The 15,114-nt window shown below is 63.8% G+C and carries 14 protein-coding genes; 11 read left to right on the forward strand and 3 right to left on the reverse strand.

The features are described from left to right. Positions 1–12: 12 nt before the first annotated feature. Entirely contained in the window at positions 13–984 is a 972-nt protein-coding gene (gene trpS / locus HG800_RS00960) for a tryptophan--tRNA ligase (protein ID WP_169972750.1), read from the reverse strand. 279 nt (positions 985–1,263) lie between these two features. Here trpS and HG800_RS00965 point away from each other — a divergent pair, with 279 nt between their 5' ends. Beyond that, positions 1,264–1,695: a hypothetical protein gene (locus tag HG800_RS00965; RefSeq protein WP_182830342.1), complete on the forward strand. Its 432-nt coding sequence runs from the start codon at positions 1,264–1,266 to the stop codon at positions 1,693–1,695. Here HG800_RS00965 and HG800_RS00970 read toward each other — a convergent pair. Further along, positions 1,650–5,264 carry a ComEC/Rec2 family competence protein gene (locus HG800_RS00970; protein WP_169972752.1) on the reverse strand — a complete coding sequence of 1,205 codons (3,615 nt, stop codon included), beginning with the start codon at positions 5,262–5,264 and terminating at the stop codon, positions 1,650–1,652. The genes HG800_RS00965 and HG800_RS00970 overlap by 46 nt on opposite strands. 245 nt (positions 5,265–5,509) lie before the next feature. Then, the gene (locus tag HG800_RS00975) at positions 5,510–6,304 is read right to left on the reverse strand and encodes a hypothetical protein (protein WP_169972754.1); all 795 of its coding nucleotides are present in this window, start codon (positions 6,302–6,304) and stop codon (positions 5,510–5,512) included. A 218-nt stretch (positions 6,305–6,522) separates the two neighbouring features. Here HG800_RS00975 and HG800_RS00980 point away from each other — a divergent pair, with 218 nt between their 5' ends. The 10 genes from HG800_RS00980 to HG800_RS01025 all read left to right on the forward strand — a co-directional run bounded on the left by HG800_RS00980 (position 6,523) and on the right by HG800_RS01025 (position 14,975). Then, the gene (locus HG800_RS00980; protein ID WP_169973426.1) at positions 6,523–6,765 is read left to right on the forward strand and encodes a ferredoxin; all 243 of its coding nucleotides are present in this window, start codon (positions 6,523–6,525) and stop codon (positions 6,763–6,765) included. Beyond that, positions 6,762–7,517, forward strand: a complete 756-nt coding sequence (locus HG800_RS00985) for a phytanoyl-CoA dioxygenase family protein (RefSeq protein ID WP_206352073.1) — start codon at positions 6,762–6,764, stop codon at positions 7,515–7,517. The genes HG800_RS00980 and HG800_RS00985 overlap by 4 nt, the downstream gene beginning before the upstream one ends. A gap of 29 nt (positions 7,518–7,546) precedes the next feature. Next, a complete protein-coding gene (locus HG800_RS00990; protein WP_169972756.1) occupies positions 7,547–7,936 on the forward strand; it encodes a hypothetical protein in 390 nt (129 codons plus the stop codon). 176 nt (positions 7,937–8,112) lie between these two features. Continuing rightward, a complete protein-coding gene (locus HG800_RS00995; protein ID WP_169972757.1) occupies positions 8,113–8,550 on the forward strand; it encodes a hypothetical protein in 438 nt (145 codons plus the stop codon). Positions 8,551–8,599: 49 nt separating this feature from the next. Continuing rightward, a complete protein-coding gene (dapF, locus tag HG800_RS01000; RefSeq protein ID WP_169972758.1) occupies positions 8,600–9,454 on the forward strand; it encodes a diaminopimelate epimerase in 855 nt (284 codons plus the stop codon). Beyond that, on the forward strand, positions 9,454–10,176 hold the full coding sequence (locus HG800_RS01005) for a DUF429 domain-containing protein (protein ID WP_169972759.1): 723 nt from the start codon (positions 9,454–9,456) through the stop codon (positions 10,174–10,176). The genes dapF and HG800_RS01005 overlap by 1 nt, the downstream gene beginning before the upstream one ends. A gap of 31 nt (positions 10,177–10,207) precedes the next feature. Beyond that, complete coding sequence (bioD, locus tag HG800_RS01010; RefSeq protein ID WP_169972760.1) at positions 10,208–10,969, forward strand: dethiobiotin synthase; 762 nt, start codon at positions 10,208–10,210, stop codon at positions 10,967–10,969. A gap of 291 nt (positions 10,970–11,260) precedes the next feature. Further along, positions 11,261–12,268: a hypothetical protein gene (locus HG800_RS01015; protein WP_169972761.1), complete on the forward strand. Its 1,008-nt coding sequence runs from the start codon at positions 11,261–11,263 to the stop codon at positions 12,266–12,268. Positions 12,269–12,558: 290 nt separating this feature from the next. Then, positions 12,559–14,049, forward strand: coding sequence for a glycogen synthase GlgA (gene glgA, locus HG800_RS01020; RefSeq protein ID WP_169972762.1), 1,491 nt, complete (start codon positions 12,559–12,561; stop codon positions 14,047–14,049). 176 nt (positions 14,050–14,225) lie between these two features. Next, positions 14,226–14,975 carry a hypothetical protein gene (locus tag HG800_RS01025; RefSeq protein WP_169972764.1) on the forward strand — a complete coding sequence of 250 codons (750 nt, stop codon included), beginning with the start codon at positions 14,226–14,228 and terminating at the stop codon, positions 14,973–14,975. Positions 14,976–15,114 lie beyond the last annotated feature (139 nt).

Consider the following 15,114-nt stretch of genomic DNA (forward strand, 5'->3'; position numbering starts at 1 on the left):
TCAGGTGGTTCGTCAGGCCACGCCACAGGCGGCTCGGGCCCGGTCGAGGACCTGCCGGGCCGCCTTGCGAGCGCGCTCGGCCCCGGCCGCTTTTACCGCTGGCACGCGATCGGGATGAGCCAGAAGCTCCTCCCGACGCTCGCGCGCCTCGGCGAAGCGATCGATGATGAGTTCGGCCAGACGGACCTTGACCGTGCCGTAACCGAGTCCACCTTCGAGGTACTGGCGTTTGATGCCTTCCCATTCCTCTGTCGAAGCGAACAGCCGGAAGAGGAGGAACAAGGGAAACTCCTCCAGCTTGCTCGGATCGCCCGGTTCTTCGGGAGGTCGGCTGTCAGTAATCAGCCGTTTGCATTTCTTGGTGATGAGTTTTGGATCATCAAACAGGTCGATCGTGTTGCCATAGCTCTTGGACATTTTCCGACCGTCGGTGCCGGGCACAACGGCCACGTCCTTGAGGATGTACGGCTCGGGCAGCTTGAACGTCTCACCGTAGGTGTGGTTGAAGCGTTCGGCGATGTCTCGGGTGATTTCGAGGTGCTGTTTCTGGTCCTGGCCGACGGGGACGAGGTCGGCGTCATAAAGCAAGATGTCCGCCGCCTGGAGCACCGGGTAGGCGAACAGGCCGTGCTCGGCGGGAATCCCTTGCTGGACCTTGTCCTTGTAGCTGACGCATTTTTCCAGCCATCCCATTGGCGTGACGCTCGTCAGGAGCCAGGCCAGCTCAGTCGTCTCGGGCACGTCCGACTGGACAAAGAGCGTGACGGCGTCGGGGTCGATGCCGAGACTCAGCAGGGTGACGATCACGTCGTCGGTGTATTCGCGCAGTTTCGCCGCGTCCCGCGTGCTGGTCAGGGCGTGGTAGTTGGCGACGAAGTAGAAGACCTCGTTGCCCCGTTGCAGTTCGTGGAACTGGCGAATGGCCCCGAAGTAATTCCCCAGGTGCAACGGGCCGGACGGCTGGATTCCCGACAGGACTCGCATCGGTACTTGGCTCTCTTCGATCGATCGATCGATCATCCGCGATTCGACCTTCGACGGCCGGGGCGCACTCCGACCGGGTCGGCCGCACTGGCCGACGCAACCTCTCCTACTCTAGCAGCCTTGCCGGCGATCGGCCAACCGAAGGGGATCGAAGCCCATGCGGGAGGTCGCCGTTCCGGCTCGACTTCGCTAGGATAACGTGAATTGATCGCGCTCGGGCCGCATCGATCCGGACGCAGGGGGCGTCTCGGGGCCGGGGCCGGTGAGGAGCCCCTGGCCATGACAGGTCGCTTTGACGAACACGGGATTCGATTCGACTACCCGACCGACTGGAATGTCGAGGTTGATTCCGACGGCGAGAAGACGACCGTCTCGGTTCATGCTCCCGATGGGGTTGCCTTCGCTCTGGTAGCGCTCGACGAGTCGTGTCCCGAGCCCTCGGAGGTGGCCGGGCAGGCGCTCGACGCGATGGAACAGGAATATCCAGATCTGGATGCGTTTCCTGTGATTGAGTCGATCGACGGCCACCAGGCGGTCGGGCATGAGGTCGAGTTCATGAGCCTCGACGCGACCAACTCGTGCTCGATCCGCTGCTACCGTACCCCTCGACGCACGGTCCTGGTCTTCGGCCAGTGGTCCGACCTCGAAGGCGAGGGCCCGGCCGATCAGATCCGGTCGCTCCGTTCCTCCCTGGAGGAAACTGACTGCTGATCAGTTTGAAAAGGATCGGGTCGCTCAGTCGCTCGGTCCAGGAAGCCGAGCAGTTGGTCGATCAACGGTGGCCCTCCCCGGTCGAATACCTCTCCGTGCTCGGCCTCGGCAATCCGGATGACCTCGGGGCGGTGGGCGTTGGGGAAGGCGTTGACCAGGCGCTCGATGGTCGGGACCGGGGTGACGGAGTCGGCTTCTCCAAGAAGGATCAGGACCGGTCGCTGAAAGTGAGGAACCAGGTCGATTGGCCGGGGACGATCGAGCCGGTCGCCGACAATCCGGGCCGCTTGCCACAGGACGAAACCGCAGAGCCGCGCGGCCCCGGGAAATCGAAGCCGCCTCAATCGCGCGGCGAGGGCCTCGCGGAGATCGGCATAGGGCGCTTCCATTACGACTGCCGCGATCCGATCATCCTCGGTTGCGGTACGCAAGGCGACGGCAGCCCCCATTGAGCGGCCCCAGGCCACGATCGGGGCTTCGGGAGCATCGCTGCGCATCAGGTCGATCCAGCCCTTCAGGTCCTCGGCCTCTCGGGCGCCGAATGAGGCGCGATCCCCTTCACTCTGACCGAAGGTCCGCAGGTCAAGAACCAAGACGGTCCAGCCGCCTCGGACGAGCGCCTCGGCTCGGGTTTGCATGCTCGGTGAGGCTTCGGCCAGCCCATGCACGATCAGGGCGATGTGGCAAGGGCCCAAGGGACCTTCCGGTTCTCGCCGCCACCCTCGGAGCCTGACACCATCCCGAGCGACGATCGAGACCGATCGCCACGGTTCCGGAAACGAGGCCTCCTGGACGCTTCCTCGACCGGGAAGCACGAGCGACCACGCCCCCCAGTGAATCACCGCCGTCGCCCCACAAAGCCAGAGTCCCAGCATCAATCCGCCGATGCCGATCACTCCTCGCACAACCAGGGACGACCAGCCAGGGGTGATCGAGGCCGAGACGATTTTCCCCCTGTCCCAGGGCGATCCGAGATCAGGGAATGCTGATCCGTCAGTCGATCTCCATCCCGTGAGCTTCGGGCCCTGGGAGTTCGATCCTGCGTCCCAGGAAATATGAATGGCTCCTTCTTGCCAGGTCCGATGTACCGAAATTCCCCGATCCGATAGCCCTTCCAGCGCATCGGACGCTCCAGGACGGGGGGCTCGCTGGCTGGTGACGACCCTGGCGGGCTCAGCCCAATCGTAGAGCCAGGGGGGATTGGCGGATCGACCGCCGTGGTGCGGGGCAAGCATCACTGTGACCGGCCGCCGAGGCATTGCCAGGAGTTCGGCCAGCCCCGCGCCGTCGAGATCGCCGGTGAGCAGGACATGATCCGATCCGATGGTCAGATCCAGCACGAGGCTCCGGTCGTTATCGTTCGCGTCGGGCAGCCAGTCGCGAGCCGGATGAAGCACCTCGGCTACCAACCCAGGAACCAGTTCGAACCGATCGCCGCTCGCGACGGTGTGAATAGCAATCGATCGGGCTCGGGCGAGTTCAAGAACGCTCCTGGCTCCGGGATTGTTCTGTTCGCCGAAGCCTTCCGGAATGAGCAAGGCTCCGATCGCAAACCGATCAATCAGGTCGGAAACACCGTTGTAGTGGTCGGCGTCGGCGTGAGAAATCACCAGTCGGTCGATCCGTCGAACGCCGCGTGCCCAGAGCGCCGGGGCAGCAATCCGACGGCCGACGCTTGGGTCTCCCGACCGGCCACAATCGTAAAGAGACGCTGATCCATCGGGTCCCCGGATCAGCGTGGTCAGGCCATGCCCCACCGCCAGGAATTCCACCTCGTACGACGACGGCCGCTGCGGAGTGATCGTCGCCCCTGCCCCGAAGAGCCCGACCAGCACGACCCCTCCCCATGTGGCTCGTCGAATCGGCCTCGGCCATCGCGCGGCCGAACCCCGCCAGGCGACCGCAAGCATCGCATACCCGGCGACGACCCAGACGGTGGGAGGAGTCGGCACGAAGGCGTGACCGAGCGAAAGGGACTCAGCCCGATCGACGATCGTCAGCGAAACCCCCAACAGCCGATCACAGAGCCAGGCTGCGGGCATGGCAAGCGGCTGCCAGACGGCCGAGGCCATCAGGGCCAGTCCTCCCAGAATGACGGCGGCGCTGACCATCGGAATCATGGGTAAGTTCAAGAGAATCCCGATGGGTGCAACCACGTTGAATTGCCAGGCGATCAACGGCATTGTCACCAGCCAGACAGCCGCCGAGGCCATCAGGGCCAGCACCGGAGCCAGAGCGATGCGCCGGCCAATCCGTTTCCAGGCCGGTTCGAGCTTCCGCTCCAGCACATCGAGCGGATTTTCGTTCGGGTCGAGATTGATCATCCTGCGTTCGATCTCTCGCATCAACGGCGGCACGCCGAGGATCAAGGCCGCGATGGCCAGAAACGAGAGTTGCCACCCAATCCGGAACAGCGAGGTGGGGTTCACGATCATCGTGAACAGGATCGCCAGCGTGATGGTGTTCGCCGGTTTGCTACTGCGGTCGACGATCGCGGCCACGCAGACGGCCCCTACCATCGCCGCCGCCCGACTGACCGAAGGGGTCCAGCCGACGAGCGTGGCATACCCCATTGTTGCCGTCAGCACAATGGTCGCCGCGTCTTTATGATTGAATCCGAGCAGGACCGCGAGCAACCCGACAACCCCGGCCACGGCCGACAGGTGCAGCCCCGAGATCGCCAGCAGATGGGCCGTCCCGGTCCGGGAGAACGCAGCGGAGGTCTCCCCGTCGATCCCCCCTCGTCTCCCGAGCAACAGCGCCGCCGCCACCGCCGCCGTCCGATCGCTCAGGAGTTCCGACAGGCGAGCTTCGCTCGTCGATCGGACCCAACCAAGCCATCGAAGCCTTAGCGAGGACGTTCCGTCTGGGTCGAGCCTCGCGCCGTCCGGACCCTCGACCGAGAGCCCGAGGCGAATGCCCCGAGCGCGAGGCGCGAGCCTCGGGTCCGTTTCGCCGGGATTGAGCGGACCGGGCAGCAAGGCCAGCGATCCGGCTGCTTCGATCGCGTCTCCCATGCCGAAGCGATCATCCTTCCCCCCCACCGTCACCAGGGCCCGTCCCGAGGCGTCGTGCCAGTCCTGACCATCGCTGGAGGAGGTGATCTGCAACTCGAACCGGGTGTAACCGTCGTCTCCCGGTCGTTCTTCAGCAATCGGGCTGACCCGGTGCTCGGGGACCGTCAACACGATCCCCCGGACCCAGCTTGGCCTTGGTTCTTCGGTGACAACCCTGGCCAGATCGTCCGCCGCCAGGTCCGACCACCGCCAGTGATGCCAGGCCCCTCCCAACGCTGCGAACCCCACCACCAACGCCGGGTAACAGACCCCTCGCCGACGCAATCCGACCATCGCCACGACCGAAGCTAGCAAGGCGACCGCAGCCCACGTTGCAGTTCCGCACCACTCCCCGAACCGGTCCAGGATGATCCCCGACGCCATTGCCACGGCCACCGGTGCCAGCGGTGGTACCCTGCCCGGCGTTCCTCGCCAGCCGGGCTCGAACGGTTTGGACGGATCCCTTCGGCTTCGAGCTGGGGCACCGAGGTCCGTAAGGGTGTGCAGCGCCATCGGAGCCGGTCTAACGAGGGGTGAGGAAGAGCATCCGACCGAGAAGCATCTGGCTTCCTCTCACCGTCATCGGGGAGGACTGCATGGTATTCCGGAGGTTTTCGACCCGGGATCGTACCAAACACGCCCGCATCCGGCCGTTGACCACCCTCTCCCACGAATGGAGAGAGGGTGATACGGTTCGGCAAGCGGCTGAGATCGTCACCAGGAGTTGATCGGTCGTCTCCGGGATTGCAGAACGCTCATCAGGGGCGCTCGCCGAACTCGAAGCCGCGAAGGATTTCGATCACTTTCTCTGCCGTTTCCAGCGCATCATCAACCCCGAATTCGGACTCGACCTTCACAATGGTGTTTTCGCCGACGTCACCGGCAATGCGCAGGGTTTGGCCGAGATTGAACTCTGCCTCAATCAGACGGGCTCGGGCCTCGGCGACGGCCGCCTGAGTCTCGGCGATGGCGAGCCGCCCGACCAGTTCTTCGGCCTCGGTCAATGGCCGGCCCTCGTCTCGTTCCGCCGAGGCAAGTTTTCGCCGGGCGGCTTCGGCACGAAGCTCGGTAACTTCCAGAGCCGCTCGCGAGGCCTCGACCTTGGCTTCGGCGACGGCAACGACCCCTGGAGTGTCTCGCCGTTCGCTCCTCTCGCGTTCCCGATCCCGATCCCGATCCCGTTCCCGCTCCAGACGTTCCATGCGTTCGCGTTCCATGCGTTCGCGTCGTTCCTGCTCGGCGACGTCACTACGGCGGTCTCGTTCTTCCTCAGCTCGGGAGCGTTCAAGCTGTTCCTCGACACGGCGCCGGGCATCGCGTTCTTGCTCAAGCATCCGGCGGAGTTCGTTCAACTCTTCTCTCAGGCGATCGATCGGGGGGCCTCCACGATCTGCCGGGCGGTCTCCGCCTCGACCGGGACGGGCCTGTTGCTCAGGTTGTTCTCGATCACGCTCGGGGGTCGGTTCGTCCTGTGCAGTCGTTGCGAGGGGGCCGAACACGAGGGCCAGCAGGCCGGTGCCGCAGAGGGCGGCGAGGGTGGATTGAAGTCTCATCGCGGTCATCTCCCAGGCAGCGGTTGCGTCAATGAAGGTCAATCTCCCGACGTGGGGAGCGACCCGCATTGCATCGCCTTGCGCGATTCTATCCGGACGCTCGGACGAAGTCATGAACGATCCTCGCGGGCGATCGAGGATGACGTCGACCCTTGCTCCTTCTAGAATCAATGGTCAGTCTGTTCCAACCTGTACCTTTTATGATGCAACACCGTTTCATGGCCGAGCCGAATCACAAAGTCCCAGAAAACGTCGCAGGGCGCTACTACGTCGATGACACCTGCATCGACTGCGAACTCTGCCGCGAAACCGCCCCCGAGAACTTCGTGCGCTGGGACTCAGGCCGCTACTCGTTCGTCACCCTCCAGCCCCGCAACGACGAGGAGGAAGCCGCCTGCCGCGCCGCGATGGAGGAATGCCCCGTCGAGGCGATCGGCTGCGACGGCGAGGAGGTCGCATGATCGCTCGCGAGACGCTCGCCGATCGGATCGAACGCGAAGGGTATGCGGTCGTCGCCAACGTCCTCGACGCCGATCAGGTCGATGCCCTGATCGAGGCTGTCGATCGCGTCCAGGCCGCCGCCAACCAGAACGCCGATGCCGCCTCCCTCCGTCGCGGCCAGAGTGCCTACGGTCTGCGCGATCTTCTCGGGCGCGTCCCTGAGGTCCGTCGCCTCGCCGGTTCCCCGCCGATCCGAAAGTTGATCGAGCCGATCCTCGGGCCCAACGCCTTCGCCGTCCGGGGGCTCTGGTTCGACAAGACGAGCGAGGCGAACTGGAACCTCCCCTGGCACCGCGACCTGACCATCGCCGCCCGCAGGCGCGTCGATGCCCCCGGCTTCTCCTCCTGGACCGTCAAGGCGGGCATCCCCCACGCCCTCGCCCCCGTCGAGGTTCTGGAGACGATGCTGACCGTCCGGTTGCACCTCGATCCCGCGGGACCCGACAACGGCCCCCTGCGCGTCTTGCCCGGGTCGCATCGGCTGGGCGGCTCCGAGCCGACCGCGGTCGGCTCCTGGACCGACCGCATCCATCCGATCGACTGCGTCGTCGATCGCGGGGGAGCCGTCCTGATGCGGCCGTTGCTCATGCACGCCTCGAATTCGGCCGCCTCGCCCGACCATCGGCGTGTGATCCATCTCGAATTCGCCTCGGCGCCGCTGCCGGGGGGCGTCGAATGGTATGATGTGGCTCGGGCGGAAGCGTCGTCCTGATTGGTCTTCTCGGTGGGGGGATGAATTCGATGAACCCTTACGAGGCACCTCGGGAAGATCATTATCCGACCGCACCGCACGACCGGCCCCGATCAAAGTACGATACGAGTTCTTCCTGGGCACTCCTGCTCGTTGCGCTGAACCTCTGCTGGGTCCTCATGTTTTACGTCGTGATCCGATACGAGTCAAAGGAGTGGATTCCCGAAGAGATCGAACCAAAACCCCTGCCAAGGAGGGTCGTTGACGCGCTTGGTATTCTCCATTTCGTCCTCTCCGGATTGGCGTTCCTGGCCACCTTTCCGTTGACATGGAGTTTATGGAAACGTCTCCTTGCCTGGTTCCTGATCCTCCTCCTCCTGGCATGGTCGGGCTTGTGGTGGCTTGCGGCAGGAATGGGAACAATGGGTCATTCTCTGTAACCTGACACGTTTCTCTCCGTGCGAATCGCACGATCGACCGATCCCGTCCGAGGACCTCATGCCCCTCCGCTTCACCAGGATGCACGGACTCGGCAACGATTACGTCGTGTTATGATGGCAGGCCGCCCGACGAGGTCTCGTCATAGGACCGTCGGCTCGTCCTCGTGGAAGGCCCTATGGACACGTCGAATCCTTACGATCCGCCGCTCAGCCACCTTGCTCCCCCCGCCCCGGGGCACTCCAGTCGGGCGAGGCCCGATCGACGCCTCCCCTGGACCCTCTGGTTCCTGACGTTAACGGTGTGCTCGATCCTGCTGATATCGGTCGGAGTATGGTTCAGGCGAGACCGTTCGATCGGACTGAGGAACTGCCCCTGGCCGGACGGCCCGATCCCCTGGGACGATCCGTCGATCCCGTGGCCGATCCGGGCCGTTTACGTCCTCATGGCCACTCACCTGATCATCACCGCGGCGGCTTTCGTCGCGACGTTCTGGATGACGAGCCGCCTGAAGCGAATGCTCCTCGCCTGGCTGGTGCTGGTCGTCATGCTCGGCTGGACGGTCCTCTGTACCGTCGGCGCCTATCTGGCGACAACCGGGAGATATCTGGGATAGCTACCACGGCAAGAGACCCGTTTCGCCGATCAACCCCCTCGAGGACCCCATGCCCCTCCGCTTCACTAAGATGCACGGACTCGGAAACGATTACGTGTACGTCTCCCTGTTCGACCAGAAGCTCCCCGGCGCAATCGCCCCGCTGGCTAAGGCGATGAGCGACCGGCACTTCGGCATCGGCTCCGACGGCCTGATCCTCATCCTCCCCTCGGAACGCGCCGATGCGCAAATGCGCATGTTCAATGCCGACGGCTCCGAAGGGGAGATGTGTGGCAACGGCATCCGATGCGTGGCGAAGTACGTGTATGATCACGGCATTGCTCGCAAGGATCAGATCACGATCGAGACGGGCCGCGGCGTCTTGACGCTCGACCTGGAGATCGAAGCGGGCAAGGCCCAGCACGTTCGGGTGGACATGGGCACGCCGATTCTGCAAGGTTCCGACATCCCGACCACCCTGCCCGGCGACCCGCCGGTTGACGTGCCGGTCGAGATCGGCGATGAGCACCTCAAACTTGTCCTTCCCCAAACGGCCGTCTCGATGGGCAACCCGCATGCGGTCGCGTTCGTCGATGATGTGATCGGGTTTCCCCTGGTGCAAATCGGTCCGCTCTGGGAGAAGGACCCGCACTATCCGAGGAAGGTCAACGTCCACGTCGCCCAGGTCCTCAAAGCCGATGAGGTTCGCATGCGGACCTGGGAACGCGGCTCGGGGATCACCCTGGCCTGCGGCACCGGGGCGTGCGCCGTTTGCGTGGCCGGAGTCCTGACGGGTCGGACCGATCGGAAGATCCTCGCCCACCTGCCCGGCGGCGACCTGGAGCTGGAGTGGCCGAGCAACGACGCCTCCGTCTTCATGACCGGCCCGGCGACCGAGGTCTTCTCGGGCGAGTGGCCCGATTGATGTCGGCTCGTCGTCGTGATTCCCTGGGGCAGGTTGCCGGGGCCGATGGCTGTCCGGGGGGCTGGATCTGCATCGTGCTCGATCGGATAACATCCACCGTAACTCCCCTGCTCTGCCGGTCGAGTGAAGAATTGCTCACGATCCACCCTGAGCCGTCCGTGCTGGCGATCGACATGCCGATCGGCCTGCCCGATTCGGGCGATCGGGACTGCGACCGGATCGCCCGGATGCTCCTTGGCCCTCGGCGATCGAGTGTCTTCCCCGCGCCGATCCGCCCGAGCCTCGCGGCCGTCACGCAGCAGGGGGCCGACGCGATCAGCCGGGCGATCGTCGGCCGAGGGGTCGGGGCGCAGGCGTGGGGGCTGTATCGTCGGGTGCTCTCGCTCGATCGCCTCATCGGGCCGGACGAGCAGACGCGATGCGTCGAGGTCCATCCCGAGCTGTCGTTTCTCGCCCTCAACGGCGATCAGCCGCTGCCCCACTCGAAGCATTCGCCCGAGGGTGTCGCGGCGCGGCGAGCGTTGATTGACAACGCGTTCGGTCCCGAGGCGTACCCGAGCGTTCGCAAGGCCATCGCTCCCAGAGAAGCCACCGACGACGACCTCCTCGACGCGATGGCTGCCTGCTGGACGGCATATCGAATTGCCGAAGGAACCGCACATCGGATTCCCGCGAATCCTCCGACCGACGCCCGCGGCCTTCGCATGGAGATGTGGTTTTAAATCAACACACCGTTGAGAGGATTCGTGAGCGATGACCGGACTTCGCGGGCTCCTGGTGACGGGGACCGACACGGGCGTGGGCAAGACCCGCGTTTCGTCGGCAATCGTGGCGACCCTGGTGGCGCAGGGGGAACGCGTCGGGGCACTCAAGCCGGTGGCGAGCGGGGCCGATCGGGTCGAGGGACATTTGCGCTGGGACGATACGGAACGCCTGATCGCCGCCCTCGGCCGGGACGTGCCGCGCGACCGGGTCACGCCGATCACCTTCGAGGCACCGCTCGCTCCTCCCGTCGCGGCCCGCCTGGCGGGCGAGCCGCTCGGCTTCGACCACGTGCTGGAGGCCACGCGCAAGGCCATCGCCTGGTGGGCTGGTCCCGGACAGGCGGAACTGCTGATTGTCGAAGGTGTCGGCGGCCTGCTCTGCCCGATTGCCGAGGGGGCGACCCTGGCCGATCTGGCCGTAGCCCTCGATTATCCCCTCCTGATCGTGGCTCGCCGAGGTCTGGGGACGATCAACCATACGATTTTAACCGTCGAGGCAGCGCGATCACGAGGCCTCCGGGTGGCCGGTGTGGTGCTCAACGGATCAGAGCCGACGGCCGATCCTCTGGTCGAGGAGACCAACCCAATCGAGCTGTCGAAATGGCTGGGCGAGGTCCCCTTGCTGGCGGAACTCCCGCACGGATCGGACCTGACGGCTTTGCTCGGCGGGCGTCCCGACCTAAACTGGAAGGGACGAGCCGCCGCGCCTCGGATTGTCTCTGAAGACGCGCGTCGGTCGATTCCTCGATGACCCCGAGGACCCCCAGGATCGTGCTGATTCGGATACGGAATTTGTGCATTAAGCGATTCCGGGGCAAGGGTCAGAGGTGGATCACCCCCCCTGTCTACCTCCGTTCGAATGCCCCGCAATGATGCCCGGACTCGAAACGCCGATGTGCCGTCGAGGCCCGGAAAGGATTGTCCGCTGATGATTCCGCCAATCGTCTGCCCGCACTGTGGAGTGCGTCTCGATTCCCAGCCTTCCCCATCGGGATCGAAGGAGGACGCGAATCGTCCCAGGGCGATTGAACCGCCCTCGTCGATGGAAGACAGAAGCGATGAGGCCGAGACCCCGCCCCATCACGGGGGGAACCTGGCCGACATGCTCGAACGGCCGGATCCGATCGCCGCAGCCGCGCTGGTGTCGTCGGACGATGAGCTTCACCTGAAGGTCGCCCACGGGGTGAACTTCTCGCCCTCGCTCGGGATCGATCTCGGATCGTCGGCGAGCCCGCTTCGATCCGCTCCGTCCGTGCCTCCTCTCCGTCCGTCGTCCGAAACCGATCGGTTGGAATCGCGTTCGCACCACGACGACTCGGAGGGGCCTCCCCCCACTCGATCCGCCTGGCCGATGGCCCTCCTCGCCAGTTATGCCAGTGCCATGACGCTCGCCTTTGGGTGGCTTTGGTGGACAACTCGGCGGAACGTCCCGACCGAGCGGCCGGTTCCGAACTGGGCTGCCGGCCTGGATGCGGAAAACAAATCAGGACGTGATGACGGGCGCCGAGCCGACGCGTCGACCGTCGTCGAACCGCCAGAGCCGATTGCTGAAGATCGAATCGTGTCGTTGGGCGAACGCGTCCGAGTCGACAACCTCGACATCCTTCCACTTCGGGTTTCGGTTGGTCCTGTGGAGTTGAAACGAACGCGAGTCGATGGTCGGACGGAGCGTCGGGATGGGGGTTCCGGAGCCTTCCGTCTTTATCTTCGCTTGCGGAACACGTCGGACAATGTCATCTTTGCCCCCCTGGATGAAGCGTTTGTCCGAGAGCCGGATCGTCGCCTTCCCGAGACCTTTATTCAGGATGCCTCCGGGACGAGGACTTATGCGTATCGGCTTCCGGTTTCCAGCGAGTGGGAGATTGCCGGACAGACCTTCCACGCCCTTCGCCCCGGCGAAGAGATCGAGACACTCGTGCTGAGCGACACGGAATCCGGGAATCAGCTCGACGGTCCCTTGATTTGGAGGCTTCGTCTGCGAACTGCTCCGGAGACGACCACCGTGGTGGGTGTCACCTTCGACGAGTCCGACATCGAACAGGTCGACTAGCTTTCTCTCGGTGACGATCCGAGCGACGGGGGTTTGCTGGGGAGTTGATGCGCTCACGAAAGCGTCGAACTCACTCCGGTTGCGAGACACCTGGAACCAACACTCGTTCGGATTGCTTGTTCTTCCCCCCGTTCGGCACGATTCGAATCGGAATCGAACCTCGACCCTCGGCGATCGTAATTCGCAAAACGAGTGCCGCAACGATCCGATGAGGGCACCCTCTCGCACGGGTTCCCCATCTGCATTGGCACGAGACTTCAAACGGCTTTGATTCGAACAGGCACCCTCTGATGAAGGTTCTTCTTCTTTCCGCCGAGGTCGAGCCGTTTGCCAAGACAGGTGGCCTGGCCGATGTTGCTGCCTCGCTTCCTCAGGCCCTTCGTGATCTGGGCCATGAGGTCGCCATCATGATGCCAGGTTACCGCCGTGCGTTGTACGCCGGTCGGCCCGTCCGAGAAACCGGAGTTCGAGTCCGCGTTCCCATCGCCCACCGATCACTCGAAGGGCGCATTCTCGTCTCCTCCTTGCCCGGTTGCGACGTGCCGGTCTATCTGGTCGACTACGCACCTTACTTCGATCGCTCCGGAATTTACGGCGCGGAGGGAGTGGACTATCCCGACAACTGCGAGCGTTTCGTCTTCTTTCAGCGGGCCGCGCTGGAAGGGATCCGCATGCTCGATTTTCAGCCCGAGATTCTTCATTGCAATGACTGGCAAACCGGGCTCGTTCCGGTCTATCTCGACGAAGTCTATCGTCCCCTGCCCGGCTCGGTGTTTCGGCAGGTCGGTACCGTGGTGACGATTCATAACCTGGCCTATCAGGGATCGTTCTGGCATCTGGACATGCCCCTGACAGGCTTCGACTGGTCGTTGTTCACGCCCGATCGGCTCGAAGCGTACGGAAGATTGAACTTCCTGAAGGCCGGGCTGGTGTACGCCGACCAAATCAGCACGGTGAGCCCCACCTACGCCCGAGAAATCCAGGCTCTCGAAGGCGGTCGGGGACTCGATGGCTTACTCCGCGCCCGAAAGGCCGACTTGCACGGAATCGTCAACGGAATCGATGTCACGATCTGGAATCCGGCGATCGATCCCCACCTGACGGCGCGTTACACCGTGAAAACCTGGCCCGCGGGCAAGGCAGCCAACAAGACCCATCTGCAACGGCTGGCCGGCCTTCCGGATCGGCCCGACGTTCCCCTCATGGCGGCCATCTCTCGGCTCGATCCTCAGAAGGGCTGGGATCTGGTCGTCGATGCCGCGGCGGAGTTGCTTCGGCGCGACCTTCAGATTGTGATCCTCGGCACAGGGGAACCAGGTTACGAACGAACGCTTCAGCAACTCGCCAAAGAACATCCCGAGAACCTCTGCGTGTTCCTCGAATTCTCCCAGCCTCTCGCTCATCAACTCGAAGCGGCCGCCGACCTGTTGCTCATGCCCAGCCTCTACGAACCGTGTGGGTTGAATCAATTGTACAGTCTGGCGTATGGCACCGTTCCCGTTGTTCGGAGCACGGGAGGGCTGGCCGATACGGTCGTTAACGCAACTCCCGAAACCCTCCAGAACCACTCAGCCACAGGGGTGAGCTTTACGGAACCGACCGCAAAAGCCTTGATCCGAGCCGTCGATCGCGCCCTGGAACTTTATGCGGACTCCGATACCTGGCCTCGCCTTGTTGCGACCGGGATGAATACCGACTGGACCTGGCACCGAAGCGCCGAGCAATACGTCCGCCTCTATGAACGCGTTCGCCACCAACGACTCGCCGAACACCCGGCGTGAGCGATTGGGGTGATTCCGGAAGGAAACGTTCTCATCGAGCGAACTGTCACGGCGGCAAGAGACGGTCCGTAGTTTGCTCAACTCCCTTGACTTTTCTCTTCTCATCGTATTCTGATACGTCCTCCAAGGGTGTGTGAAGTGTTCTGATCGACTTGCACCTCCCGAGATGTCCTCAAATGGCTGGTCCCATCGTTTTTCCAAAAACTGTGCTGTTCTTCCTCGGAATCACGCTCTTCTGGGTGACTCCACAGACGAACGCCGAAAGTCTCCGGAGCCGGTTGACTCGCAAGGACGAGATGAATGCCGTGCGCTTTCAGGGCCGGGACTGGACGATTCACGACCTGATCGACCGTCGGACGGAAGCTCCAGGTCGCTTTGATCGTTATCACCAGCGGCTCGGCTCGGCCCTCAGGCTTGGTCTTGATGGGCTCGAAGCGCGTCGGGCCTTGAATCCCGAGCGTTTTGACTTCTTCCATCCTTTCCTTGGGTATTTGTTGTCGGATATCGACTCCAATTCGGGCCTCGGAACGGTTGGAGACCCTCCGGATTCGACCTCGGGAATTGGGCAGGACGGGAGCCCGGAATTCCCGCCGAGCGAGTCCCTTTCGCCACAAACGCCCGGAGAGACACAACCGCCGATTCTCCCCCCGAACCCGACAGATCCCTCGGTGCCGCCCCCGCTCGATCAGCTCCCTTCGCTTCCGGGAGCGTCGGAAGGACCACAGCTTCCCGGATCTCCTGAGGGCCCCGGGTTAACTCCTCCGACCGTTGACCCGATCGGAGGCACTGGCGATCCTTCCAACGGAGGCGACATCCGGGCCATTCCCGAACCGGCCACCGTCATTCAACTTGGCGTCGGATTGGCCGCGATCCTGGGTCTTTTAGCCTGGAGATATCGGGGGCGAACGCTCCAACCGGCCCTCTAATCCTTCCCACCGTTCAACTTCATCGAATGAATCGGGCCGGTCTCCATTGGAGAATCGGCCCATTCTGTTGATAATGGCACCGTCGGTCGATTGACCAACCGTTCCGACCCGTCGGTTCCTCCGGATCGGAGTGGCCTGC

The organism is Tautonia rosea (assembly GCF_012958305.1).
In the GTDB taxonomy this organism is placed as follows: Bacteria; Planctomycetota; Planctomycetia; order Isosphaerales; family Isosphaeraceae; genus Tautonia; species Tautonia rosea.